Origin of the sequence: Aeromonas sp. (assembly GCF_051657805.1) — a bacterium.
Taxonomy (GTDB): domain Bacteria; phylum Pseudomonadota; class Gammaproteobacteria; order Enterobacterales; family Aeromonadaceae; genus Aeromonas.
The window spans coordinates 63279-88557 of sequence record NZ_JBOFLJ010000063.1 but is presented as its reverse complement, the minus strand read 5'-3'; the positions used below and the strand labels follow the sequence as shown (position 1 = coordinate 88557).

Genomic DNA, 25279 nt, shown 5'->3' with positions numbered 1-25279 from the left:
GCTATCCGGGTGCTGAGGCGACATCAGTTCAGCCTCCCTCATCACGCAGGAATACCGCTTAAAACCGGCCACCGGCAACAAGATGCTCATATGCTCAACTCCTTCCAGTGGTGGCAGGCTACCTGGTGGCGATCCCCCAGGGACTCCGTCACCGGGTTGGTCCCCACGCAGATCTCGGTGGCGTGGGGACAGCGGTTGGAGAAGCGGCAGCCCGCCGGCATCTCGTGCAGGGCGGGCACCTGACCCTTGATGGTCTTGAGCAGGCTCTTGGGCACGTCTTCGAGGCGCGGGATCGAGGCCATCAGACCATGAGTATAGGGGTGGCGCGGCCGGTCAAACAGCTCATAGATGTCGGCCCGCTCCACCGCCCGGCCCGCGTACATCACCACCACCTCGTCGCACAGCTCAGCCACCACCCCGAGATCGTGGGTGATGAAGATGATGGCCATGCCGGTCTGGGCTTGCAGCTCCTTCATCAGATCCAGGATCTGGGCCTGGATTGTCACGTCCAGCGCCGTGGTGGGCTCGTCGCAGATGAGCAGATCGGGCTCGCAGGCGAGCGCCATGGCGATCATCACCCGCTGACGCATGCCGCCGGAGAGGTTGTGGGGATAGACCCCGAAGCGGCGCTCCGGCTCCGGGATCCCCACCTTGTGCAGCATGGCGATGGCGGCCTCTTGGCGCTGCTTCTTGCCGTAATCCGGCCTGTGCAGGCTGAACACCTCCATCAGCTGGGCCCCGACCGTCTGCACCGGGTTCAGGGCCGTCATCGGCTCCTGGAAGATCATGGAGATGCGGTTGCCCCGCACCCGATACATCTGATCCGGTGGGAGAGACAAGAGTTCTTCCCCCTGAAAGCGGATGGAGCCCGCCACCACCTGGCCGTGGGGCTTGGGCAGGAGCCCCATGATGGCGAGGGATGTGACGCTCTTGCCGCAGCCGGACTCGCCGACGATGCCGAGGGTCTGCCCCGGCGCCACGGAAAAACTCACCCCGTCCAGCACCTTGATCTTGCCGTCATCGACGGCGAACTCCACCTCGAGGTCGCGTACCTCGAGGATGGGGGCCTCGCCCTTGGCCATGGCCGCACCTCCCTTATCCATGACCTCAATGGTGTGCATAGGTCTTGTCGAGCAGGTTGATGGGAGCCAGCGTCTCGCCCGCTTCCTTGGCTTTCTCGGTCTCGTCCTTCACCTTGGGGTCGATCCAGAGCAGGCCGCCGCTGCTGTGGGGGTAGCCGTCCATGGGCCAGTAGAGCAGATCCGGGGTGTTCTTGGTGGCAGGCACCTCGGGCAGCATCACGTAGCGCCAGCTGCTGGCCCGCACGTAGTTGAGCTGCACGCCGGGCACGAAGATGGCGAGATCGTAGATACGTTGCTGGATCTGGCGGGAGAGCTCGGCCCGCTTGGCCATGTCGAACTCCACGTCGTAGGCATCGATCAGGGTGTCGAGATCCTTGTCCGCCACGTTGAACAGGTTGTTGGTCTGGGGCTTGTTGGCGTTCTCGGAGTGGAACGACTCCCAATACTGGGGATAGAGACCACCGCCGGCCCAGCCCATCCAGGCCGCCTCGTGCTTCTTCTCCAGCATCACCTTGAAGCCGGTGGCGCCATCCACCAGGTTCAGCTCCAGATCCAGGCCCGCCTTCTTGGCCTCCTCCTTGAGCACGGTCAGCCGCTTGGTGTGCTCCTGAGTGGTGTAAGTCACCGCCAGACTGAGTCGCTCCCCCTTGTCGTTCTGCAGGATGCCGTCCGGCCCCGGCTTGGCGTAGCCCCCCTTGGCGAAGTACTCCCGCGCCTTGGCCACGTCATAGGCCCGCTCCGCCAGCTGCATGTCGGTGAACTCACCGAACCCCGAGCCGAAGGTGGTGGCGCGGTCATAGTCGCCGCGCAACACGGTGGCGATCATCTTGTCGAGGTTCATGGCGTGCTGGATGCCGAGGCGCACGTTGAGATCCGCCAGCTTGGGATTGGCGATGTTGAGGTGCAGCCCCTGCCCCCCCTGCTTGGTGTCGGTCATGGCCATCACCTTCTGCACGTAGCCCTGCTTGTATTCCGGGGTCACCGCCTTCTCATGCCACCAGTTCGGCAGGATCATCTCGAAGGTATCGACCTCTCCCTTCAGGAAGTGGCGAAACGCTATGTTGTGATCCCGGATCACCTGCACCTTGATGGTGTCGATGTTGAATCTGTGCTGGTTGTAGCGATCATTCTGGGCCCACCAGTTCGGCTGCTTGCTGAAGGTGATGGACTTGCCCTTCTTCACGTCGGTCATGACGTAGGGGCCCGTGGTGGGCACCAGGGACCAGTTGTACTGCTTCACCCAGTTCGGGGTCAGCTTGTAGTAGTGCTTGGGCTGGGGCCAGAGTTCGGTGGTGTTGAGCAGGTCCAGCTTGGCCTTGCGGTTGCCCGACTTGACCTCGATGGTATGGTCATCAATCTTCTCCACCGCCACGATTTCCGTGGTGTAGTAGTTGTTGTACCAGGGGGCGCGGATCTCCTTGGAGCGCATCATCTCGTAGCCGAAGGTATAGTCATCGGCGGTGACCGGCTTGCCATCGGACCACTTGGCGCGGGGATCCAGCTTGAAGTAGACGGTCTGGTTGTCCGGGGCTATGGCCCAGTGGGTCGCGAGCGACGGAATGGGGTTGCCGGTGTTGGGATGGAAGCTGATGAGGCGCAGCTGGTTGTCCTGGATGAAGGAGCGAAACGTGCCGTTGGAATCGGGCCCCACGGTGCGAAATGTCAGCGGGAAGCTGTCGATGAACATGGTGAGGGAGCCGCCGGGCAGCGCCTTGGGGGAGGCAAACACAGGATCAGTGTCATTGGTCTCCCACTTGAGATCCGCGGGCAGGCTGGCGGCCCAGACCCAGGAACCGTTCACCAGCAGGAAAATAGCACCTATCCATTTGATTTTATTCTTCATATTTGACTTCCTGGTCATGACCCCTGCGATGGGGGCTTCTTGATTAAGGGTTAAATCACATCATTCCATGTACTGCCAGCATCTCACTCCATCATTGGTAGCGGGTGAACTTGCGCGGATCGAACGCCTCCCGGATGGCCTCGCCGATGAAGGAGACCATGATGAGCACCAGGCTCACCGCCGCCACCACCGAGCTCACTATCCAGATGGCATCCAGGTTGTTGATGCCCTGGGAGAGCAGTTCCCCCCAGCTCGGGGTCGGCGGCGCCAGGCCGAAGCCCAGGTAATCCAGGGCCGTCAGGGTGGAGATGTTGCCCACCACGGCGAAGGGCGCCAGGGTGACGATCATCATCAGGGTGTTCGGCAAGATGTGATGGAAGATGATGCGCCCCGTGGTCGCCCCCTGGGCCCGCGCCGCCATCACATAGTCCCGCGCCCGCTCCTTGTAGGTGAGAGTGCGCATGTACCAGGTGATCCCCATCCAGCCGAACAGCACGTTGATGCCGACGAAGAGCCCGAAGTTCGGCTTGGCCAGCGACACCAGGATCATGATGACGTAGAGGAAGGGCACCTGGGACCAGATCTCGATAAAGCGCTGCAAAACCAGGTCGAAGCGCCCGCCGAGAAAGCCCATCATGCAGCCTATGCTGACCCCGATGACATAGCTCGCCACCAGGGTGATGAAGGCGAAACCGATGGCGATGCGAAAACCGTACACCAGGCGCGCCAGCACGTCGCGCCCGCTGGTGTCGGTACCGAGGAAGTGGCGCTCCGCCAGGCTCGGGGCATAGGGCGGGTAGGCATCCTGCTTGAAGTCCTGCTCATAGGGGTTCCAGGGCACCAAAGGCAGCAGCACCCAGTCCCCCTTCCCCTCCTTCTCGAATTTGGCTTGTAGCTGCCGGTAGTTGGTCTCGTACTCATAATCCAGCCCGAACTGCTGGCCCGGGATCACATCCCCGTAGGTCGGGAAGTAGAACTCCCCCTGATGGCTTACCATCAGGGCCCGGCTGTTGACCAGGAGCTCCGCCAGCAGGGAGACGATCACCAGGGCCGAGAAGATGACGAAGGAGTAGTAACCCCGCTTGATAGATTTGAAACGCTTGAGTTTTTTCAGCGTGACCGGATTCAGGTTCAGGTTCAGGTTCATGGTCAGTCTCCAAACCGCACGCGGGGATCGACGAGGGCTACGCAGATGTCGGAGACGATATTGCCCACCAGCATCAGCATGGAGGTGATGGCCAGGATCCCCATGACGGTGGGGTAGTCCCGCTCGACGATGGCCTCGTAACCGAGCAGGCCGATGCCGTCGATGTTGAAGATGGTCTCGATGAGGAAGGAGCCCCCGAAGAAGACGGTGAGCACAGACCCCAGGTGGCTGGCGATGGGGATCAGGCTATTGCGCATGGCGTGGCCGGTGACCGCCTTGCGAAACGGCAGCCCCTTGGCCACGGCGGTGCGTACGTAATCCGCCGACAGGTTCTCCATCAGGCTGTTCTTCATGGTCATGGTGAGGATGGCGAAATCGCCGATGGCGTAGGCGATGAGCGGCAGCAGGGCGTGGGCGAAGACGGTGCGGATCTGATCCCAGCTGCTCTCCATGTACTCGAAGTCGTCCCCCGGGAAGCCCCCCATGGGCAGCCACTCCAGGTGGAAGGCGAAGACGGTGATGAGGAAGATCCCCACCACGTAGGCGGGCAGCGCATAGGCCATGTAGATGAGCATGGAGCTCAAGGAGTCGAAGCGGCTGTTATGTTTGAGCGCCTTGGCCACCCCGAGCGGGATGGAAACGGCATAGCTCAGCAGGAAGGTGGCCAGCCCGAAGAAGGCGGTGACCGGCAATCGCTCCTTGATGAGATCCCACACCGGCTCGTAGTAACGGGTCGACTCCCCCAGATCCAGCACGGCGAGTTTTTGCAGCCACTCCCAATAGGCGACCAGCATGGGCTTGTCCAGGCCGTAGAAGGCCTTGAGCTCCTCGATCTGCTCGTCGGAGAGGGCCTGAGCCCCCTTGCTGCCACTGGAGCGCCCGTTTTCGTTCTGCGATACCTGCGCCTGCATCAGCATGCGTTCGACCGGGCCGCCCGGCACGAAGCGGGTGATGGTGAAGACGAGCAGGGTGATCCCGAGAAACGTCGGGATGATCAAAAGCATCCGACGTAAGAAATACGACAGCATGGTGGAACCTCGTCCTTGTTGTTCTTGTATGGCCGTTTCATTCCAATGAACGGCCTGTCCTTCCTGGCATTACTCACTGCATTGACTGTTATTGGCAGTCAATCCCGCCCGGTCACTGTAAAAGCTCTGCAACAAAAATCAAGTAAAACGAGGCCCATGAATACCTGCAGACAGGGGCAGTATAAAAAACTGAGATTTTTTTCCAGAAAACCCAACTTCAAGATAAAAAACTGCTACGCCATCGGGTTTAAATTGTTTTTAATTAATAAAATTTAATTAAACAAACCTTGAAATAAACAACAAAATACATAAATAACAACAACATACAATCAAATAACTTCAACTTCGCTTTTACCTATAAGAGAAGAGGGAATTTCCAGTGAACGGAACCGGGGTACGAGCGAGGACATGAACGACGACAGATTTAAATGCTACCAAAGTAGACTCTTGCGATATATCTCTCATCAAGACATATGCATTATCGATAAGTTCAAAAATAATCAATAAAATCGAAACCACTTCATTTAACATCGCTTTCACATCGCTGAATGCTATCTGAACAGTATAAAATCCTAAAAAATATCCACATATAAAACATAGTCAGCTTATTACCGCACGCCTCCCCATCGGCCCTGCCTCATTTGACGTCAAACCTCAAACCTTGATAAGCCTTACGCACCGCTCCAACGAGGGCGGTACAGGAAGCAAACAAAAAACAATCAGGAAGGATACTAGCGATGCTTAGGAAAAGCAGACTCTCTGCTGCCGTAGCGTTTGCCTTGGCGAGCGCGGCAGTTGTGGCCACCCCTGTCCTGGCCGAAGAGGGCCAGAACGTAGAAAAACTGCAAAAAATCAAGGTCACTGGCTCCCGGATCTCCCGGGTCGACGTGGAAGGTTCCACCCCTGTCGTCTCCGTCAGCAAGGCCAGGATCGAAGAGTCCGGCCAGCAAACCGTCGCGGATTACCTCAAGCAAGCCTCTTACAACTCCTTCGGGGGTGTCTCCCCCGCCTCCGGCAGCTCCTTCCAGTCCCAGTCCACCGTCGGCCTGCGCGGTCTGGGGTCTGAGCGCACCCTGGTACTGCTGAACGGCAAGCGGGTCGCCGGCTCCCCCACCATGGGCGGCACCTCCATCAACCTGAACACCATCCCCATGGCCGCCGTCGAGCGGGTCGAAGTCAACCTGGACGGCGGTTCGGCCATCTACGGCTCCGACGCCATCGGTGGTGTCATCAACGTGGTGTTGAAAGAAGGCTATGACGGCCTGACCTTCCAGGGTCGCCTCGGCTCCCCCACCGAAGACGGTGGTGACGAGGCGAGCGGTTCCGTCGTCGCCGGCATCAATGGCGAGAAAGGCTCCCTGATGGCAGTCTACGAGCATGACAAGAAAGACGTCATCTACGCCCGCGACCGGGATTATCTCGCCAAGCAGGGCAATGACTCCCCCAGCCCCTACGGCCGCAACGTGGAAGGGATCACCGGCCTGGATGCGAACGGCGATCCCGTCTGGAAATACGGCCCCCTGGCCGGCGCCACCAATGCCGATGGCAGCTGCAAGGAGCCCTTCGTAGGCTTCGAGGGCGGCTGCAACTACAACTACGGCCAGATTGCCGCCACCACGGCCTCCCGCAGCCGTGACACCCTGTATGTGAACGGCCGCTATCACATCAACGACACCGTGGACTTCGTGCCCCAGATCATCGGCTCCCGGGTCGAGAGTTTCGGTCGCTTCGCCCCCGCCGCCGGTGCCTTCACCATAGATCCGGCCAACCCGAAGAATGCCCAGTTCTTCACCGACAACGGCCTGGACGCCGCCGCGACTCAGGGCCTGGGTGAAGCCGCCTACGCCTACTACCGCTTCAGCAACGTCGGCACCCGTGACAACCTGGTCACCGACCTGACCGGTAGCCTGAACCTCGGCTTCGAGGGCACCATCACCACGGAATCCGTCGGCGACATGCAGTGGAACGCCGGCTACATGTACTCCAAGACCGACAACAAGGAGAACGGCACCGGTTATGTGCTGAAGTCTGCCGCCCAACAGGCGGTGGCCGACGGCAAGTTCGTCGGTGGCGAGTTTGATCCCAAGACCACTGCCTCCATGACCGCCGACACCAGCCGCCGCTCCACCATGGACTTCTACCAGTGGTACGCCGGGGTGCAGTGGGACATGGGTGAACTGCCCGCCGGTCCGGTCAGCTGGTACGCCGGCGCCGAGTACAACGACTGGGTCTACTCCGACAAGTACGATGCCCAGTCAGAAGCCGGGAACATCATCGGCTCCGCCGGCAACTCCTCCGGCGGGGTGCGCGACGTGACCGCCGCCTACATCGAATCCCTGGTGCCCATCACAGAGCAGATCGAGCTGAACCTGGCCGGGCGCTTCGATGACTACAGCGACTTTGGCAGCGCCTTCTCCCCCAAGGCGAGCCTGCGCTACCAGCCGCTGGACAACCTGATGCTGCGCACCTCCTGGTCCCGTTCGTTCCGCGCCCCCAGCCTGAGCGACCTCTATGCGGCTGACTCCTTCTCCGCCGACTGGGCCAAGGACTATGTCTACTGCGAGGCCAACGGCATCTCGGCGGCAGACTGCCCGAACCGCCAGTACGACACCACCCGAACCTCCAACGAGCAGTTGAAGGAAGAGACCGCGGATACCTGGAACTTCGGGGTGGCTTACAGCCCGATCGACGATCTGAACCTCTCCCTGGACTACTACACCATCAGCATCGACGACGTGATCCAGCTGAACTCCCTGCAGTCCGTCATCTATGACGAGCTGAACAACGGTGGCTCCAGCAACATCACCCGTAACAGCCAGGGCAAGATCAACGGTGCCATCGCCTCCATGGTCAACCTGGGTACCCTGGAGACCTCGGGCCTCGATCTCAAGGTGGATTACAAGTACGACCTGAACTACGCCACCATCCGTTATGACCTCGGCGGCACCTACATCCTGGATTACAAGGAAGGTCTGTACGCCGGCGGCCCCGTCATCGACAAGATCGGCCAGAACGGTCTGCCCCAGTTCCGCTTCAGCTCCGGCGTGGGCGTCAACGTTCCCCAATGGTGGAACATGGACACCTACCTGAGCGCGAACTACATCGACTCCCAGAGTCAGGACTACATCGCCGATACCGGTGAGGAAGTCGGTCACATCGCGTCCCAGACCACCTGGAACCTGAACGTCGGTGTGGAAGCGCCCTGGAACGGCAAGATCCAGGTCGGGGTGAAGAACATGTTCAACGTGGGCCCGTCCCTCGAGAGCGATGGCTTCACCTATGACGACGAGCTCTACAGCATCGACGGTCGCATCTACTACATCGACTACGCCCAGAAGTTCTAACCCACCAAGCAAGAGACAAGCCGGCCCATTCGGGTCGGCTTTGCCCAACATTCCAAGGAAGTAATGGAGATAGGGTAATCCTATGAAAAAAAGGACTATTACAATGAAGAAAGCGCTCCTCGGCAGCCTGATTTCGGCCGCCTTGCTGACCAGCTTCAATCTGAGTGCCGCCACTGCCAGCCAGGCAGTGGACGCTCAAGCCGCCACCGACAATGCATCCAAAGTCTCCCAGCAGAAGATCGACAACTATGCCGAGTCTGCCGAGACCTCCCTCGCCCAGTACAAGGCCGCCCTGCGTCAGGTCGACAGCCTGCGCACCTACAACGAGCAGGTGGGCAAGATGGTCGAGTCCCAGAGTAGCGAACTGGCCTCCATGCAGCGCCAGATCGCCCAGATCGATCAGACCAGCACCGAAGTGGTGCCCCTGATGCTCAAGATGATCGACTCCCTCGATCAGTTCGTCGCCCTGGATCTGCCGTTCCAGAAGGTGGAGCGCGAGGACCGCGTGGCCGCCCTGACCGATCTCATGAACCGGGCCGACGTCACCATCTCCGAGAAGTACCGCAAGATCCTCGAGGCCTACCAGATCGAGGAGGGCTTCAGCCGCACCATCGAGTCCTACAAGGCGAGCCTGGACAAAGATGGCGGCGAGAAGACCTACGAGTTTCTGCGGGTCGGGCGCATCGCCCTGCTCTACCAATCCCCGGATGGTAACGAGACCGGCATGTGGAACAAGAAGACCCGTCAGTGGGAAGAGTTGCCCCAGGAGTATCGCAGTGCAGTGGAACAGGGCCTTCGCATCGCCAAGAAGCAGGCGCCACCCGCCCTCATCAAGCTGCCGGTTCAAACTGCGGAGAAAGCATCATGAAAGGAATCAAACTCGCCATTGCCTCCCTGATCGCGGGAGCCACCCTGATCACCCTGCCGGTGACCGCCGCCGAGAAACCGGTGGATCTCAATGCCCTGCTGAACCAGGTCAAGGCCGCCAGCACCAGCGAATCCCAGCTCAACAAGGAGCGGGAGGCCCGCTTCCTCGCGGACAAGAACGAGCAAGGGGCCCTGCTGGCCAAGGCCAAGGCCGAGCTCGCCGCCGAGACCGCCAAGGGCGAGCAGCTCAAGGCGACCTTCGACGCCAACGACAAGCAGCTCACCGAGCTGACCGAGACCCTGCGCCAGCGCTCCGGCAACATGGGGGAGATGTTCGGCGTGCTGCGCCAGTTCGCCGGTGAGTTCAAGGGGATCTTCAACGCCTCCGCCCACCGGGTCGAACACCCGGAGCAGGCGGCGCTGCTGACCCGTCTGGCCGAGAGCAAGGAGCTGCCCTCCAGCGACGACCTGACCGCCTTCTGGACAGTCACCCTCGGCCGCATGGTCGATGGCGGCAAGGTGAGCCAGATCCCGGCGACCGTGGTCTACGGCGAGGGCAACCAGGCCGAGAAGACGGTCACCCAGATCGGGGAGTTCAACACCGTCTCCGAGGGCAAGTACCTGACCTTCGTGCCGGAGACCGGCAAGTTCGAACAGCTGCCGCGCCAACCCGACAACAGCGTGCTGGAGCCGGTGGCCAAGTTTGAGCAGGGCGGCGGCGCCGTCGAGCCCATCTTCGTCGACCCGTCCCGCGGCGTGATCCTCTCCCTGCTGGTCCAGTCCCCCACCTTCAAGGAGCGGGTCGATCAGGGGGGGGAAGTGGGTTACGTCATCATGGTGCTCGGCGTGCTCGGCACCCTGCTGGCCCTGTTCTGCGGTGCCCGCCTCTCCCTCATCGGCGGATCCATGCGCAAGCAGCTGAAATCCGATCAGATCGTCAAGGGCAACCCCATCGGGGAGATGCTGGAGGCCTATCAGAACCATCGTGGCGACAACATTGAGGATCTGGAGTCCAAGCTCGACGAGATCATCCTGCGCAACGTGCCCAAGTTCGAGAAGGGGATCAGCATCATCAAGCTGATCGCCTCCGTAGCCCCGCTGCTGGGTCTGCTGGGTACAGTGGTCGGTATGATTGCCACCTTCCAGGCGATCACCTTGTTTGGTACCGGCGATCCCAAGCTGATGGCGGGCGGCATCTCCGAGGCCCTGGTCACCACCATGCAAGGCCTAGTCGTCGCGGTGCCCATGCTGTTCCTCTACACCATAGTGCAGACCCAGAGCCGTCGTCTCATCCAGATCCTGGAAGAGCAGAGTGCCGGCTTCGTCGCCCGCTATCAGGAAAATCTGCACGCCGCCAAAGCCGCAGCCTAAGGAGTCACCATGTGGTTCTGGTTGATTGAAGAAGTCGAGTCGGTCCGCCGGTTTCTGGGATTGGGGGGCGACGTACTGGTCGCCCTGTTCTTCCTGACCCTGATGATGTGGGCCCTGCTGCTGGAACGCTGGTTCTACTTCATGACCGTCTACCCCAAGCAGGTGAAACAGACCAAGGCCGCCTGGCTGGCCCGCAGCGACCATCTCTCCTGGTCGGCCAAGCAGATCCGGCGTGAGCTGGTCTCCCGGGTCGCCATGGCGGTGGACAAGGGCATGCCGGTTATCAAGGTGCTGATCGCCCTCTGTCCGCTGATGGGGCTGCTCGGTACCGTGGTGGGTATGGTGCAGGTGTTCGACACCCTGGCCATCACGGGCACCGGCTCTCCCAGGGCGATGGCCTCGGGCATCTCCAAGGCGACGGTACCGACCATGGCGGGCATGATTGCCGCCCTTTCCGGCCTGTTTTTTGTCAACCAGCTCGACCACAAAGCCAAGCTGGCGGTCGAGAAGCTGGAAGACAACCTGAAACACGGTTAATGCAGGATGCATGCGCCAGACGGCACGCCGTCTGGCCACAGTTAAGCAAGGAGTTTTTGCCATGAGAAAACGTCACAGCGACAGCGGTGCTGATGAGGCGGCCATCGATTTGACCCCCATGCTGGACATAGTGTTCATCATGCTGATCTTCTTCATCGTCACCACCTCGTTCGTTAAGGAGTCCGGGGTGGAGATCAACCGTCCGAGCGCCAGCACGGCGGAGACGGTGAAGAAGGGGAACATCATGGTCGCGGTTCGCGAGAATGGCCAGGTCTGGGTCGACAAGCGGGTCGTCGAGGTGGGGGCCGTGCGCGCCAACATCGAGCGTCTGCGCGCCGAGAACCCGGAGAGTGCCGTGGTGATCCAGGCCGATACCGAATCCCGTTCCGGTCTGGTGGTCCAGGTCATGGATCAGATCCGCATGGCCGGTGTCCAGAACATCTCCATCGCGGCGAGCAAGAGCAGCTGATGCCGGAGCGAGCACCATGAGATACCTGATAGCGATTACGGTCTCCTGTGTGGTGGTGTTCTTCCTGTTCCTGGGAATGAACAAGCTCATCACGCCGGATCACCGGGAGCTGACGGAGAGGGAAGACGTCACCATGACGGACTTCATTCGCCTCAAGCCCCAGGAGACCCTGCAAGAGAAACAACGGGAACTGCCCAAGCCCCCGCCCCCGAACCGGCCCCCTCCCCCTCCGGAGATGGAAGTGGCCAGCACGGACAGACCGCAGATGGAGAGCTCGTCCATGGACATGCCCAAGCTCGACATCCCGGTCAACATCGGCGGCGGCAATGCCCTCGGCGCCTACAGCACCGGTGGTGGCGGCGGCGGCATGGGTGGCAACAACGGTGCCATTCCCATGGCGACCTTCGAGCCCATGATGCCCCGCAAGGCGGCCCTGGCGGGGCTGGCGAGCGGCAAGGTGCTGGTGGAGTTCACCGTCACCGAGCGCGGCACCGTCAGCAACGTGCGGATCGTCAAGGAAGAGCCACGCAGCTACGACCTCGGCAAGGAGGCCCGCAAGACCATCGCCAAATGGACGTTCAAGCCGGCCATGGTCGATGGCAAGCCGCAGGCTTCCCGTATGCAGCAAGAGATCGAGTTCGCGGTCAACTAAGGAAGGTGGCGATGAAAAAGTTACATACCCTGATCCTCGCCCCGGTCGCCATGGCGGTGCTGCTCAGCACCGCCAGCTTGGCCGCCGAGCAACCCGCCCTCTCCGATCGCGCCTACCGCGCGGTCAACAAGGCGCAGGCGTTGATCACCGAGAAGAAATACGGCGAGGCGAATGCCAAGCTGCAGGATGCCCTGTCCGGCGTCGGCGAGCGGGTCTACGACAAGGGGGTGATACTGCAGACCCTGGGCTTCGTGGCCGCGCAGCAGGAAAAATACGGTCAGGCGACCAAGTACTTCGCCGATGCCATCGCCACCGGTGGCCTGCCGCAACCGGTGGCCCAGCAGGTGCGCTACAACCTGGCCCAGCTCTACATGGCGGAGGGTAACTTCAAGGCCTCCATCAGCACCATGAACCAGTGGTTCGCGAGCCTTGGCAAGGACGAGAAGCCTACCCCCCACGCCTACATCACCCTGGCCAACGCCCATGTGCAGCTCAAGCAGTACAAGGACGCCATACCGGCGGTGGATCAGGCCATCAAGCTGTCGGGGGGCAAGGCGCCCGAGTCCTGGTACCTGCTCAAGATGGCGGCGCACTACGAGCTGAAACAGTACAAGCCGGCCACCGAGGTGCTCACCGCCCTCATCGACAGGTATCCGGAGAAGAAGAAGTACTGGACCCAGCTCTCCGCCATGCACATGCAGGCGGGCAACGACGCCAAGGCACTGGCGGCGCTGGAGGGGGCCTACAACCTCGGCATGCTGACGGAGGCAAACGAGCTGCAGCGTCTGGCCAACTACCTGGCCTTCACCGGCATCCCCCATCGCGCCGCCCGGGTGATGGAGAAGGCCATGAAGGATGGAGCCATAGAGGGCAATGCGGCCAACTACAAGACGCTCGCCAACTACTGGCATCAGGCCAAGGAGCTGGATCCGGCCATCGACACCCTGGCCAAGTCCTACAAGCTGGCCCCGGATGCCGAGCTGCAGCTCAAGATGGCGCGCATGATGATCCAGAGCAAGCGCTACCAGGATCTGGTGGCCTTCGCCGCCAAACCGGCGGCCAATGCCAATGGAGAGCAGCGCGCCGACCTGAAGTTCCTGACCGGAGTCGCCTACTTCGAGCAGCAGAAACCGAAGGAGGCCCTCTCCGCCTTCAGTCAGGCTGCTCAAAACGGCAACGTCAGCGGCCGGGCCTCCCCCTGGATCAACTTCTTGAAGGAACAACAAGGGGGCGCCGTCACCCAGTGACAAGCCAGGCGGAGGCTTGCCTTCGCCCTGCCTCCACGACACAAGGGGCCCTGCCCCACCAGTTGCCTTGGTGGCACATTGGCCGCTCCCCGGAGCGGTCTTTTTTATGGCCGTTTATCACGCGAGTTCCCCATAAAAAAATCCGGAGCCTGGCTCCGGATTTTTCGTCTCTACTGGGCATCAGAAAGATGCCGCTTCGTCATATCAGTAGTTGCATACCAGCTTCCAGCTGCCGTCGCCCGCCTTGGGCTCGGAGCTGGTCCACCAGTTGGCCTGCCACACCGCCTTGCCATTGGTCATGCGGTCGTTGGCATTGGCGTGATCCCCCCGTGGCCAGCTCGGATAGGCCGGATAGCTCGCCGGGTTGACGCTCTGGCTGCTGCAGGTGGTGCCGCCGGTACCGCCATCACCGCCGCCCGTGCCTACGACCGCCTCGGCCAGGGCCGGGAAGTCAGCCTTGAGGCCTATGGTCTGGCTGCCGACAATCAGGCGCACGCCGCTCGGTACACCCGCCGCCGGCAGGTAGTAGGTCATGGCCACTTCGACGTCAGAGCCGGGAGTCCAGGCCTTCCAGGTCGGCAGCGTCATGGCCACCTTGTGGAAGTCCTTCTCGCCCGCGATGCCGTCGGAGTTCTGGTTGCCACCGCTCTCGACCACCTTGAGGCCCATGCCACTCTGATCCGTGATGGTGTCAGAGGTGGAGGTGGGCACCAGGAACTCGATGCGGGTGCCGCCCGGAATGGTCTGGGTCGACTTGTTGGTGAGTTTCAGCGTCGGGTTGATCGGGTAGTTGGAATCCCCTTCCTTGAAGCCGGAGAGGCTGACGCCGATGTCAAGCTGGGCCGCCGGGGCCGGCAGATCGTTCTGCTTCAGGTTGGGAGGCGTTGCCGTCCTGAACTTGTCATAGGCCAGGCTCGTCAGTGTGCTGCCCATCACATACTCGTTCTTGGCCGGATCGAACGCATAGTCCCCCGCCATCTCCCAGAACATGACGCCCCCCAGACCGCGCTTGATGATGTAGTCCAGCTTCTTGCCCATGGACTCTTCATCTTCGGTGGAGAGGAACACCTTCTTCTGCTCGTTCCACAGCCAGGGCACCTGCGCCTTGTCGTCGAAGTAGCGCACGTACTGACCCTGGATCACGTCAGCGGGATCGTTGGGATCCAGACCCCAGGCTGTGCCATAGCTCGGCAGGGTAGTGATGCCAAGGCTGGCCGCGTGCTCCAGGTTCTTGGCGTGCCACATGGGCACGGCACCGGCGCCGACTTCCTTGCCGTTCTTGTCCAGATCGTGCCAGATGTTGTCGATGCCGACCGCCCCGTTGCCGCAGGGGATGGTGCTGCCACCTGTGCCCGGCTGGCAGTTGCTCTGGCTCGGCAGGGCCGCCTTGCCGTTGAGACCATGGGTCCCGCCGGTCACCCCTTGCCAGCCACGGGTGTAATAAGGCACACCTATGTTGATCTTGCCGGCCGCCAGGGCGCCACGGAAGTAGTGGGCCGCCCAGGCCGAGTTCAGGTAGCCGATGGCGCCGTACTGGGCCTGACTGTAGACACCCCACTGGGCCAGCTCGGGATCCGCCTTGTTGTCGAACAACGCGGCGTTGTGGGCCACGAAGTTGTTCCAGGCACCGTGGAAGTCATAGGTCATCAGGTTGACGTAATCCAGGTACTGGGTGACCTGGAAGTTTTCCATCCCGCGCAGCAGATAGGCCGAGGCCGGCGAGGCGATGGTCAGCATGTACTTGCGACCATCCTCGGTGCCGGCGTTGTCGAGCCGCGTCCGCAGTGTCTTCATCAGCACTTCATAGTTGGCAAACAGCTTGGCCCGGCACTGGTTGGAGAGCGGGAAGTCGTTGGGATTGCCCGCGTCCTTCATGGAGGTGGGGTATTCATAGTCCACGTCCACGCCGTCGAAGCCGTACTGACGGATGAAGCTCACCGCAGAATCGGCAAAGGCGTTGATGCCGGCGGTGTTGACCGTGCAGTCACCCTTGGTGGTGGCGGTATAGAAGCCGCGGGTATCGGCCCAGCCCCCCACGGAGATCAGGGTCTTCACGTCCGGATACTGCTTCTTGTACTTGGAGAGCAGGTTGAAGTGACCCTGATAGGCGAACTCGGGATCCATCTCGGCACCCGGCACTCCGCTCCAGGTCATCTTGGTGGCGGCGTCATCCACCTTGATGGTGTGGCTCTGCTCATCCACCGCCGCGAAGGCATAGTTGATGTGGGTGATCTTGTCCCAGGGGATGTCGTTGACCAGGTAGGCGGGCAGACCGTTCTTGCCGGTACGCCAGGAGGTGAAGTAACCGATGACACGGCGGGCATGGTCATCCCCCATGCACTCGCTGCCATCGGCGCGGTAGATCTGGCGTACGTCGCAGGAGAGATTGCCGCCTGTGGGGGGCAGGGCCGCCTCTTCCACCAGCACATCCACCTGGGCCGACTCGCCAGAGAGGCCACCCTTGTCGGTCGCCACCAGCTTGAGGCCGGTCAGCCCCTTGTTTTGCGGCGTCCAGTTCACCTGCCAGGGGGCGCTGGTGTCTTCGCCCACCTTCTGGCCGTTCACGAAGAGCTCGACCTTAGCCACGTCGTTGTTGGCGTCGGTGACATTGCCGCTCACCGCCGTGCTGCGACCCAGGGTCACCTTGGCACCGGCGGCCGGGCTGGTGATGCTCACCTTGGGCGCCTCAGGCGCCACCACGGCGGCGACGTTGAAGCTGGCGCTGGCCTCGCCGAGCACCTTGCCATCCTTGTCCAGGGCGCGGGATGTCAGCTGATGGGCGCCGACACCGCTGGCGGTCCAGCTCGCCGACCAGGGGGCCGCGCTGCTCACCGCCACCTGAGTGCCATCGATCAAGTATTCGACCTTGACCAGGGCGCTGCTGTTGCCGCCAAGGCTCACCGTCAGGGCGACCGACCCCCCTTCGTTGACGCTGCTGCCGGCGGCGGGCGAGCCGATGGCGAGGGTCATGCCCGGCGTCGTGCTGCCATCGGTGAAGGGTTTCCAGGCATCGGCCCAGACGGTACCCACCCCGGGGGCATAGTGATAGGGCGAGGCGCCACACCAGCCGGAGTAGGGGAATTCCTTGCATTCGTAGAGGTTGCCCACGTTGCTGACGACGTCGCCAGCCTTGTAGGCGGTACCGGCCTGATAGGCGGGATAAGCGGCCTGCGCCCAGGCGGGCATGGCCGCGAGGGCAACCAGCATGGCGAGCCTGCTGGGCCTGAGGGTCTGTTGCATCTTGTTATCTTCCTTGTTGGTCTTGGCTTTTAATGACCGGGCAAAGCGCAACAGCAACAGGCGAAAGGGGTCGACAACAGGCCATGGACGGGCCACATACCCTCATGTCACCCGGGGAAGCCCCGCTATCTGTCATCGCTGGCAGACCGGAGGCTTTGCGTCCCGACATCACTGTCGGTTTGCTCTTTACCTGGGTTCCGTGAGGAACAGCCCGAGTATAGAAAGCAAGTGGCTAACACTCAATCTTCATTCTCAAAGAGAAATATGTAAACGCCGCCGTGCTCACACAATTTCGGCTTCGATGAGGTGACATCTTTATCATCAATTTCATAGTGTTAGCTGTGTCAAAAAAATAGAGACAGCCTCTTTTGCTTCCCCATAATGTGCGCTGGTTCACTGGTATGAGCAGCCAGAAGTGTGACAATGCGCGCCCTTGGTTCAGGCACCAAGGCTATGGAAACACTGGCAAAAATAAAAAAGGAAACACAATGAAAGGTACCCCTACCCTGCTGTCACTGGCCGTGGGGCTCGCGCTCGCGTCCCCGTCACTCCAGGCCGCCGGCTTCAGCTGCCCGGCCGACAGCGCCCTCACCCCCATCCCCGCCATCCAGGGCAGTGGCGACAAGAGCCCCCTGATCCCGGACGGTCAGTTCGAGAGCACCCAGAGCGTCTCGGTCAGGGCCGTGGTCAGCGCCCTCGGCGAGAGTCTGAACAAGGGCTTCTACCTGCAGGATCCGCAGGGGGATGGCGATCCCCAGAGCTCGGACGGCATCTTCGTCTATCTCAACGACAAGAACTTCGCGACCAAGTATCCGGGCATCAAGCCGGGGGTCGAGGTCTGTCTGGAGGCCAAGGTCGAGGAGTATTACAACCATACCCAGCTCAAGCCCGTCTTCGACGGCGGCACGCCCCGTCTGCAGGTCTTGGCTCAGGGCACTGCCCCTGCCGCCACGGCGCTGCGGGTGCTGGAGGGGGAGACCCTGGCCCGGGCGCTGGAGCGCCACGAGGGGATGCGAGTGCGCCTCGATGCCGGCAGCGAGCTGAAGATCAGCCGCAACTTCAGCTATGACTACGCCGCCAGGCGCAACAACCTGGTGCTCTCCCACCTGGCCCCCCTGGTGAAACCGACCCAGCTGCACGTGGCCAGCAGCGACGAGGCCAAGGCACTGGCCGAGGCCAACACGGGCAACAGGGTGTTCCTCGAATCCGACTTCAAGGCCGCCGATGGCAAGTTGCCCTGGCTGCCCGCCTGGGAGCCCGAGCAGGGATATCTGCGCATCGGCGATGCGCCGGTCAACCTGGAGGCTCTGGTCGGCTACAGCTACAACGAGTACCGGCTGATCGTGCCGAAAGAGCAGGCCATCACGGTCGGGGATCTGCTGCGCATCGATGAGAACGATCGCCAGAGCGCCCCTGCCCGCACCGCCGGCACGGATCTGCGAGTCGGCAGCTTCAACGTGCTCAACTACTTCACCAGCCACTCCAGCGTGGGCGGTGCCCTCAACGTGCTGTGCAAGGATCAGGCGGATGCGGACAGCGCCAAGGGCTGCAACCGCGGCGCCAAGAGCCTGGAAGACTTCCAGCAGCAGCGCACCAAGATAGTCAACGCCATCACTGAGATGGACGCAGACCTGCTCGGCCTGATGGAGATGGAGAACAACGGTTTCGACGATCACTCCGCCATCAGCGACCTGGTCAAGAGCCTCAATGCCCAGCAGAAAGACGCCAGCCAGCACTACGCCTTCGTCAGCCTGCCCAAGGCCCTGCTCGGTCAGGAACGCTACTTCGGCGGCGACGCCATCATGGTGGCCATGCTCTATCGTCCGGCCAAGCTGACCCCGAGCGGGGACGCCAGCGTGATCCTGCTGCCGGAGCAGCGTTACACCGTCGGTGGCGTAGTCAAGACCGCCGGTCAACGTGACTCCCTGGTGCAGAGCTTCACCGTGGCGGGCAGCAAGGATCCCCTGACCCTGGTGGTCAACCATCTGAAATCCAAGGGATCGGGCTGCTACGAGAACGGGGATGGCAAGACGGAGCCCGCGGATCTGCAGGGCAAGTGCACCGAGTTCCGGGTCAGTGCCGCCAAGGTGCTGGGGGAAGCGGTGAGCAAGCTGCCGGGCCAGGTGCTGCTGGTGGGGGACTTCAACTCCTACGCCAAGGAGGACCCGATCCGGGTGCTGACCGACTATGCGCCGGCCAGCAGCGATCGCAAGATCCGCTCCGCCTCTCACACCTTCATCGACGAGCAGGCTTACGAGCAGATAGGCCAGGAGGTGGGCAAGAGCTATGGTCTGGTGGACCTGAACGTCAAGTTCAACCAGGCGAAGGCCATCTCCTACAGCTATGAGGCCGAGCTCGGTACCCTGGACTACGCCCTCGCGAATCCGGCCCTGGCCAAGAAGGTGGTGGCCGTCGCCGACTGGCACATCAACTCCTACGAGAGCAATTTGTTCGAGTACGACCGCGGCTTCACCGGCGACATGATCAAGTCGGACAACCCGTTCAGCGCCTCGGATCACGATCCCATCATCGTCGATCTCAAGCTGCAGGAGCCGAGCAAGGACGGCGGTGGCGGTGCCATGGGCGCCCTGTTGCTCGCCCTCTTGCCGCTGGCCTGGCGTCGCCGACATGCCCAATAATCCCAGCTGAATAACGAAAAAAGCCCGCGACAGTCGCGGGCTTTCTCATGTTGGCCATGTGATGTGTAAATGAAGAGGCGTTGGCCATGAAAAAAACAAATGCCCGAACAAACAAAAAGGCCACCGCGATAACGGTGGCCTTAAGTATTTGGTGGAGCTACGCGGGATCGAACCGCGGACCTCTTGCATGCCATGCAAGCGCTCTCCCAGCTGAGCTATAACCCCAAATTTTACTCTTTAAACAAGCGATTCTGGCGGCCGCTTGTCTCACTGCGAAATAATGGTGGAGCTACGCGGGATCGAACCGCGGACCTCTTGCATGCCATGCAAGCGCTCTCCCAGCTGAGCTATAACCCCACAAAGGTCGGCCTGGGTGATACACACCACACTGCCCTGGGTACTGCATTTCAATTTGGAACCTGGTGGAGCTACGCGGGATCGAACCGCGGACCTCTTGCATGCCATGCAAGCGCTCTCCCAGCTGAGCTATAACCCCTTGATTCCAGATTGTTCGAGGAAAATTTGGTGGAGCTACGCGGGATCGAACCGCGGACCTCTTGCATGCCATGCAAGCGCTCTCCCAGCTGAGCTATAACCCCAACTCACCTCGGCGCTACCAAAGTTATCTCTGGCAACGGAGGCGCATGATAGGCATCACCCGCTTTGCTGTCAACCCTAAAATATCACCGGCCGGAGCGTTTAGTCAAAATTCAGGCTGTTCGCTGTTTTTACCGCCAATCCCATCGCTATCTCCCTGTTTTATGTCACAAATCCCATTACAGCACCAAAACAAAGGGCTCCCGTTCGGGAGCCCTTTTGCGTCATTCACCGCGGCTTGTTCGGCCGTCTTGGAAAACGGACTGGCAGCGAGATTACTCGGCGGCCATGCGCGCTTCGATGTACGCTAGGGCGCGATCGATGCGGGCGAGCACACGCTCTTTGCCCACCAGGGCCATCACGGCGTCGGCGATGACAGGGGGATTGGCCCAGACCGGTATTACTCGGCAGCCATCCGCGTTTCGATATACGCCAGGGCGCGATCGATGCGGGCGAGCACACGCTCCTTGCCCACCAGCGCCATCACGGCGTCGATGGCAGGGGATTGCCCCAGACCGGTGACGGCGACGCGCAGCGGCATGCCGACCTTGCCCATACCCTGACCCAGCTCGGCGGCAGTGGCTTCGATCAGTTCGTGCAGCGCCTCCGTGGTCCAGGTCTCCAGGGCGGCCAGCTTGGCCTTGGCCAGAGTCAGCGGCTCTGCGGCCACACCGCGCAGGTGCTTCTTGGCGGCGGCCTCGTCGATGGCCTCGTACTCCTCGAACAGGTAACGGCTCTGGGCGGCCACCTCCACCAGGGTATTGCAACGTTCCGCCAGCAGGGTCACCACCTGTGACAGGGACGGGCCCTTGCTGGTGTCGATCTGCTGGTTTGCCATGTGCCAGGCCAGATGCTTGGCGACATAGGCCGGATCCAGGCTGCGCATGTAGTGGTTGTTCAGCCACAGCAGCTTGTCGGTGTTGAAGGCGGAGGCGGACTTGGAGATGGCGTCCAGGCTGAACAGCTTGATCATCTCTTCCAGGCTGAAGATCTCCTGATCGCCGTGGGACCAGCCCAGACGCACCAGGTAGTTCAGCAGGGCCTCCGGCAGGTAGCCGTCATCGCGGTACTGCATCACGGACACGGCGCCGTGGCGCTTGGAGAGCTTGGCACCGTCGTCACCCAGGATCATGGAGACGTGGGCAAATTCCGGCACGGGGGCGTTCAGGGCCTTGTAGATGTTGATCTGGCGCGGGGTGTTGTTGATGTGGTCTTCGCCACGCACCACGTGGGTGATCTCCATGTCCCAGTCGTCCACCACCACGCAGAAGTTGTAGGTGGGGGCACCGTCGGTGCGACGGATGATGAGATCGTCGAGCTCGGTGTTGGCGAACTCGATGCGGCCACGCACGTGGTCGTCAAACACCACCGAGCCTTCGGTGGGGTTGCGGAAGCGGATCACGTGGGGCGCATCGGCCGGATGATCGTGGGCGTGATCGCGGCACTTGCCGTCATAGCGCGGCTTCTCGCCGTTCGCCATCTGCCCTTCACGCAAGGCTTCCAGCCGCTCCTTGGAGCAGAAGCACTTGTAGGCGCGACCGTCGGCCAGCATCTCGTCGATGAGGCCGTTGTAGCGATCGAAACGCTTGGTCTGATAGTAGGGGCCCTCATCCCAGTTCAGCTCCAGCCATTCCATGCCCTCAATGATGGCGTCGATCGCCTCCTGAGTGGAACGTTCCAGATCGGTATCCTCGATACGCAACACGAACTCGCCACCCTGGCTCTTGGCAAACAACCAGGAATAGAGTGCGGTACGGGCACCGCCGACATGCAAAAAGCCGGTCGGGCTGGGAGCAAAACGGGTTTTGACTTTCATCTTTAAGCCTTGTGTAGAGGGCCTTGGGCCAATTCGTTAAAAACCGACGCATTTTAGCACCGAGAAACCCGGATGGGAAAACCATGGCGTAACCGGGGAGAAAATAGGGCCAAGGGACATAAAGACCACTATTTATGAGTGGGATCTCAGAAGCGGGTTCATTTTTCCGCTTAGCTAGTGAAGAACGCTGGAGAAATCTTCCGCCCTGCCGATAAATCAAACAACTCAGACCCTACAAGGAACGCAAGATGCAGTTTCGTTCTATTCAGAATCGCATCCTGGTGATGGCGGGGATCGCCATGACCACGGCATTGGTCATCCTGATCCTGCTCAACCAGTACTCGGGCAAACAGACCCAGCAACTGACCATAGCCTCCAGTCGCGCCGCCCTGCAGCAGGAGGCATGGCAGAAAGTGAGTGCCAACGCCCGCGCCGAGGCCGCCACCATCACCCAGCTACTGCAAAAGGGGCTCTCCTATACCCAGCAGATGGCCAGCGTCTTCGCCCAGCAGCAAGGGGGCAAGCTGCCGCTCGATCGCCAGCAGGCCACCGACCTGCTCAAGGCCCAGCTCGGCCTGGAACCCCAGCTGTATGGCGCCTTCGCGGGCTTCGAGCCCAACGGCTTCGATGGCCAGGACGCTCTCTTCGCCGGCCAGACGGCGCTGGGCAGCGACAGCACCGGCCGCTTCGTCCCCTACTTCTACCGTGACAAGGAGAGCATAGGCACCGATCTGCTGCTCTCCATCGAGAAGAGCGACGCGGACGAGTTCGGCAACCCGGCCAACGACTACTACGCCTGCCCGAAACGGGAGGGTCGCTCCTGCCTCATCGATCCCTTCAAGGTGGACATCAACGGCCAGCAGGTGCTGGTGAGCACCATCACCACCCCCATACTGGTGGAGGGTCAGTTCAAGGGGGTCGCCGCGCTGGATCTGGCGGTGGACTCCATCAGCCGCCAGGCCCAGTCCCTCAACAGCAACATCTATGACGGCAAGGGGGAGACCCTGATCGTCAGCGCCGCCGGCGTCATCACGGGCACCAGCGGCGATCAGAGCCTGCTCGGCGGACGCGCCGACAAGCGGCTCGGCGACGGCTGGCAGCAGTACCTCAAACCCGAGGTGCAGCGCCAGGAGCTCACCGATGCGTTTCGCATCTCGGTGCCCATCGCGGTGCCTGGCATGAGCCGCAACTGGGCCATCATCGTCACCCTGCCCTATCAGGTGGTGCTGGCCGGGGCGGACGAGCTGGGGGCCCAGCTCGCCGACATGAACCGCTCCGCCATGACCCAGCAACTGGTCGGTGCCCTGCTGGTGCTGGTGCTGGCACTCGCCACCATGCTGGTGATCGCCCGCAGCATCACTGGCCCCATCCGCCAGATGGTCAGCCTGGTAGACGACATCGCCGACGGCGAGGGGGATCTCACCAAGCGTCTCAATACCCAGTCCAAAGACGAGCTGGGGGCCCTGGCCCGCGGCATCAACCGCTTCATCGACAAGTTGCAACAGCTGCTCGGGGACGTGCAGAAGACGGCCACCGAGGTGCACCGTCACGCCGGTGACACAGACCGCATCGCCGGTCAGACCGATACCAACCTGCAGCATCACCAGGCGGAGATGGAGCAGATGCTGACCGCGGTGCAGGAGATGTCCTATGTGAGTCAGGAGGTCGCCACCCACGCCAACAACACCGCCGACTCGGCCAAGCAGGCCCAGGGGGCGGCGGATCAGGGCAAGGCGCGCTTCCAGCAGGTGATCCAGTCCATGCACAGGGTCGCCGCCGAGGCGGGCAAGGGGGCCGACGTGGTCGAGGGGCTAGCCCACGACAGCGAGCAGATCACCAGTATACTCACCGTCATTCAGGGCATCGCCGATCAGACCAACCTGCTGGCGCTCAACGCCGCCATAGAAGCGGCCCGGGCCGGTGAGCAGGGTCGCGGCTTCGCCGTGGTGGCGGACGAGGTGCGCAAGCTGGCGGGCAACACCCAGCAGGCGGTGCAAAATACCCAGGAGCTGATCGAGAAGATCCGCCACAGCTCCACCAATGCGGTAAACGCCATCCAGCAGAGCCAGCAGTTGACCCATCAGGCGGTGGGCGAGGCGGATCTGGCGGAGGCGGCGCTGGACAGCATCTTCCAGGCCATCGCCACCATCAACGACATGACCTACCAGATAGCCTCCGCCGCCGAGGAGCAGAGCTCGGTTTCCGAGACAGTTTCCGGCAATCTGTCAAAAACCAACGCACTGGCCAACGACATCGCCCAGGATGCGACCAACACCGCCCAGGCGAGCCAGGCCTTGCGTCAGGCGGCCGAGCGTTTACAGCAATTGCTGGGACAATTCCGTCTCAGTTGATAATTTTCCTACTCTGGACTCTCCCCCTCGGGGGCGAGTCCGTTTACCATAGGCGGCATATTTGCCTGATGGCAGGCAATGTAGTGAGAGGTAAATGCCGTGCCCACCCCGGACCGTCGCCCACGTGGCCATAACAGACGAGCCCAGCAGCGTCGCCAAGACGAATCACAAGGAAACCTGCTCCATCGTATCAATGCCGCTACCCTGCCCCTGCGTCAGCGCCTCGGTCAGGGTCTGAGCGGAAAATCCAACAAGGAACCCAGAGCCACCTCGTTCAAGCTGGCGAGCCCGCTGCCCCGCAAGCACACCATAGCTCTGCTGGTGCTGATCCCGCTCTGGCTGATAGTGCTCGCCTGGGAGCCCGCCCCTGCGGCCCCGACCGCCGCACCGTCCGGTTCTCTTGCCGTACCGCTGGCGGTGCCGACCCAGGCCCTGACCGTCGGCAATGGCAACGCGGGCAGTGCGCCGGTCGCCGCCAAGCCGGCGGAAGAGAAGGTGGACGGTACCTGGTTGCAGCACGACGTGCAGGCCGGCGAGACTCTCTACTCCATCTTCCGCAAGTTCGAGCTGCCCGGAGCCGAGCTCAGCCGCCTGATCGCCATCGAAGGGCCGGACAGGCCCCTGACCCGGTTGCAGTCCGGCAAGTCGGTGTTCGTGCTGGTGGACGCCGGTCGCCGCATCCAGCGGGTCGAGATCCGCTCCTTCGGTCAGGTGAACTACCGCTACGATCGCCAGGGAGAAGGATTCGCCCTCAAGGAGTGAGGCTGGACCTGACTTGATCAATGAAAACGGGAGGCACCATGCCTCCCGTTTTTCATCCCGCCGACCCGAATTACCTCATTGAGACGCCAATACTTTTAGCTTGCTCAAAAAATGAAAAGTGCCAAATTGACAAGGGATCGGCCTTACGTACAATCGTTTGTGCTTTAAACAGGGATAGTACTACATGCGACTGGGACACATCGACGTAGTCAGTCATGGGTAGGCCCCTGCTTTCTTAAGCAAATGCTGCCCAACAAGGCGTTAGTTTCATTTTGTTATAGATAGGA

General features: G+C 61.5%; 16 protein-coding genes, 4 tRNA genes, 1 pseudogene and 1 riboswitch. Of the genes and pseudogenes, 10 read left to right on the top strand and 11 right to left on the bottom strand.

Translation table 11 applies throughout. From position 1 onward, the window contains the following. Window positions 1-86: 86 nt before the first annotated feature. From ACRCYW_RS20570 to ACRCYW_RS20555, 4 genes are all read right to left on the bottom strand, one after another. Window positions 87-1082, bottom strand: coding sequence for an ABC transporter ATP-binding protein (locus tag ACRCYW_RS20570; protein WP_438551841.1), 996 nt, complete (start codon window positions 1080-1082; stop codon window positions 87-89). 25 nt (window positions 1083-1107) lie between these two features. Continuing rightward, window positions 1108-2925, bottom strand: a complete 1818-nt coding sequence (locus ACRCYW_RS20565) for an extracellular solute-binding protein (protein ID WP_438551840.1) — start codon at window positions 2923-2925, stop codon at window positions 1108-1110. Between the two features lie 91 nt (window positions 2926-3016). After that, the gene (locus ACRCYW_RS20560; RefSeq protein ID WP_438552052.1) at window positions 3017-4060 is read right to left on the bottom strand and encodes an ABC transporter permease; all 1044 of its coding nucleotides are present in this window, start codon (window positions 4058-4060) and stop codon (window positions 3017-3019) included. 14 nt (window positions 4061-4074) lie between these two features. Further along, window positions 4075-5100, bottom strand: coding sequence for an ABC transporter permease subunit (locus tag ACRCYW_RS20555; protein ID WP_438551839.1), 1026 nt, complete (start codon window positions 5098-5100; stop codon window positions 4075-4077). 737 nt (window positions 5101-5837) lie between these two features. Between ACRCYW_RS20555 and ACRCYW_RS20550 the strand changes: the two genes are divergently transcribed. The 7 genes from ACRCYW_RS20550 to ACRCYW_RS20520 all read left to right on the top strand — a co-directional run bounded on the left by ACRCYW_RS20550 (window position 5838) and on the right by ACRCYW_RS20520 (window position 13587). After that, window positions 5838-8444, top strand: coding sequence for a TonB-dependent receptor plug domain-containing protein (locus tag ACRCYW_RS20550; RefSeq protein WP_438551838.1), 2607 nt, complete (start codon window positions 5838-5840; stop codon window positions 8442-8444). A 103-nt stretch (window positions 8445-8547) separates the two neighbouring features. Next, on the top strand, window positions 8548-9312 hold the full coding sequence (locus tag ACRCYW_RS20545) for a DUF3450 domain-containing protein (protein ID WP_438551837.1): 765 nt from the start codon (window positions 8548-8550) through the stop codon (window positions 9310-9312). Beyond that, a complete protein-coding gene (locus ACRCYW_RS20540) occupies window positions 9309-10682 on the top strand; it encodes a MotA/TolQ/ExbB proton channel family protein (protein WP_438551836.1) in 1374 nt (457 codons plus the stop codon). The genes ACRCYW_RS20545 and ACRCYW_RS20540 overlap by 4 nt, the downstream gene beginning before the upstream one ends. Window positions 10683-10691: 9 nt before the next feature. Beyond that, window positions 10692-11219: a MotA/TolQ/ExbB proton channel family protein gene (locus tag ACRCYW_RS20535; RefSeq protein ID WP_286040793.1), complete on the top strand. Its 528-nt coding sequence runs from the start codon at window positions 10692-10694 to the stop codon at window positions 11217-11219. A gap of 61 nt (window positions 11220-11280) precedes the next feature. Then, window positions 11281-11688 (top strand): ExbD/TolR family protein, encoded by a 408-nt coding sequence (locus ACRCYW_RS20530; protein ID WP_005327075.1) that lies wholly within the window; start codon window positions 11281-11283, stop codon window positions 11686-11688. 16 nt (window positions 11689-11704) lie between these two features. Further along, window positions 11705-12340 (top strand): energy transducer TonB, encoded by a 636-nt coding sequence (locus ACRCYW_RS20525; protein WP_438551835.1) that lies wholly within the window; start codon window positions 11705-11707, stop codon window positions 12338-12340. An 11-nt stretch (window positions 12341-12351) separates the two neighbouring features. Further along, window positions 12352-13587 carry a tetratricopeptide repeat protein gene (locus tag ACRCYW_RS20520; RefSeq protein ID WP_438551834.1) on the top strand — a complete coding sequence of 412 codons (1236 nt, stop codon included), beginning with the start codon at window positions 12352-12354 and terminating at the stop codon, window positions 13585-13587. Between the two features lie 204 nt (window positions 13588-13791). Here ACRCYW_RS20520 and ACRCYW_RS20515 read toward each other — a convergent pair whose 3' ends face one another. Then, window positions 13792-16827, bottom strand: coding sequence for a glycosyl hydrolase family 18 protein (locus ACRCYW_RS20515; RefSeq protein WP_438551833.1), 3036 nt, complete (start codon window positions 16825-16827; stop codon window positions 13792-13794). 112 nt (window positions 16828-16939) lie between these two features. Beyond that, a riboswitch (cyclic di-GMP riboswitch) is annotated at window positions 16940-17021 on the bottom strand. A 294-nt stretch (window positions 17022-17315) separates the two neighbouring features. On the opposite strand from ACRCYW_RS20515, the gene ACRCYW_RS20510 reads away from it, so the two are divergent. Next, entirely contained in the window at window positions 17316-19466 is a 2151-nt protein-coding gene (locus tag ACRCYW_RS20510; RefSeq protein ID WP_438551832.1) for an ExeM/NucH family extracellular endonuclease, read from the top strand. Window positions 19467-19615: 149 nt separating this feature from the next. On the opposite strand, the gene ACRCYW_RS20505 is transcribed toward ACRCYW_RS20510, so the two are convergent. The 6 genes and pseudogenes from ACRCYW_RS20505 to gltX form a co-directional block, all read right to left on the bottom strand. After that, a tRNA-Ala gene (locus tag ACRCYW_RS20505) sits at window positions 19616-19691 on the bottom strand. Window positions 19692-19747: 56 nt separating this feature from the next. Beyond that, window positions 19748-19823: transfer RNA gene (locus tag ACRCYW_RS20500), tRNA-Ala, on the bottom strand. 63 nt (window positions 19824-19886) lie between these two features. Continuing rightward, window positions 19887-19962, bottom strand: a tRNA-Ala gene (locus ACRCYW_RS20495). A gap of 27 nt (window positions 19963-19989) precedes the next feature. After that, window positions 19990-20065 (bottom strand) — tRNA-Ala (locus ACRCYW_RS20490). Window positions 20066-20338: 273 nt separating this feature from the next. After that, window positions 20339-20462, bottom strand: a pseudogene (locus ACRCYW_RS20485) (glutamyl-tRNA synthetase); the annotation flags it as partial. 1 nt (window position 20463) lies between these two features. After that, window positions 20464-21879: a glutamate--tRNA ligase gene (gene gltX / locus ACRCYW_RS20480; protein WP_438551831.1), complete on the bottom strand. Its 1416-nt coding sequence runs from the start codon at window positions 21877-21879 to the stop codon at window positions 20464-20466. Window positions 21880-22127: 248 nt separating this feature from the next. Here gltX and ACRCYW_RS20475 point away from each other — a divergent pair, with 248 nt between their 5' ends. Both ACRCYW_RS20475 and ACRCYW_RS20470 read left to right on the top strand, forming a co-directional pair. Beyond that, window positions 22128-24230, top strand: coding sequence for a methyl-accepting chemotaxis protein (locus tag ACRCYW_RS20475; protein WP_438551830.1), 2103 nt, complete (start codon window positions 22128-22130; stop codon window positions 24228-24230). Window positions 24231-24329: 99 nt separating this feature from the next. Then, complete coding sequence (locus tag ACRCYW_RS20470) at window positions 24330-24992, top strand: LysM-like peptidoglycan-binding domain-containing protein (protein WP_438551829.1); 663 nt, start codon at window positions 24330-24332, stop codon at window positions 24990-24992. Window positions 24993-25279 lie beyond the last annotated feature (287 nt).

Excerpts from the sequence above, each read along its gene's own strand:
- ACRCYW_RS20570 (WP_438551841.1), bottom strand. The coding sequence starts at position 1,082 with ATGGCCAAGGGCGAGGCCCCCATCCTCGAGGTACGCGACCTCGAGGTG.
- ACRCYW_RS20565 (WP_438551840.1), bottom strand. The coding sequence starts at position 2,925 with ATGAAGAATAAAATCAAATGGATAGGTGCTATTTTCCTGCTGGTGAAC.
- ACRCYW_RS20555 (WP_438551839.1), bottom strand. The coding sequence starts at position 5,100 with ATGCTGTCGTATTTCTTACGTCGGATGCTTTTGATCATCCCGACGTTT.
- ACRCYW_RS20550 (WP_438551838.1), top strand. The coding sequence starts at position 5,838 with ATGCTTAGGAAAAGCAGACTCTCTGCTGCCGTAGCGTTTGCCTTGGCG.
- ACRCYW_RS20545 (WP_438551837.1), top strand. The coding sequence starts at position 8,548 with ATGAAGAAAGCGCTCCTCGGCAGCCTGATTTCGGCCGCCTTGCTGACC.
- ACRCYW_RS20540 (WP_438551836.1), top strand. The coding sequence starts at position 9,309 with ATGAAAGGAATCAAACTCGCCATTGCCTCCCTGATCGCGGGAGCCACC.
- ACRCYW_RS20535 (WP_286040793.1), top strand. The coding sequence starts at position 10,692 with ATGTGGTTCTGGTTGATTGAAGAAGTCGAGTCGGTCCGCCGGTTTCTG.
- ACRCYW_RS20530 (WP_005327075.1), top strand. The coding sequence starts at position 11,281 with ATGAGAAAACGTCACAGCGACAGCGGTGCTGATGAGGCGGCCATCGAT.
- ACRCYW_RS20525 (WP_438551835.1), top strand. The coding sequence starts at position 11,705 with ATGAGATACCTGATAGCGATTACGGTCTCCTGTGTGGTGGTGTTCTTC.
- ACRCYW_RS20520 (WP_438551834.1), top strand. The coding sequence starts at position 12,352 with ATGAAAAAGTTACATACCCTGATCCTCGCCCCGGTCGCCATGGCGGTG.
- ACRCYW_RS20515 (WP_438551833.1), bottom strand. The coding sequence starts at position 16,827 with ATGCAACAGACCCTCAGGCCCAGCAGGCTCGCCATGCTGGTTGCCCTC.
- ACRCYW_RS20510 (WP_438551832.1), top strand. The coding sequence starts at position 17,316 with ATGAAAGGTACCCCTACCCTGCTGTCACTGGCCGTGGGGCTCGCGCTC.
- gltX (WP_438551831.1), bottom strand. The coding sequence starts at position 21,879 with ATGAAAGTCAAAACCCGTTTTGCTCCCAGCCCGACCGGCTTTTTGCAT.
- ACRCYW_RS20475 (WP_438551830.1), top strand. The coding sequence starts at position 22,128 with ATGCAGTTTCGTTCTATTCAGAATCGCATCCTGGTGATGGCGGGGATC.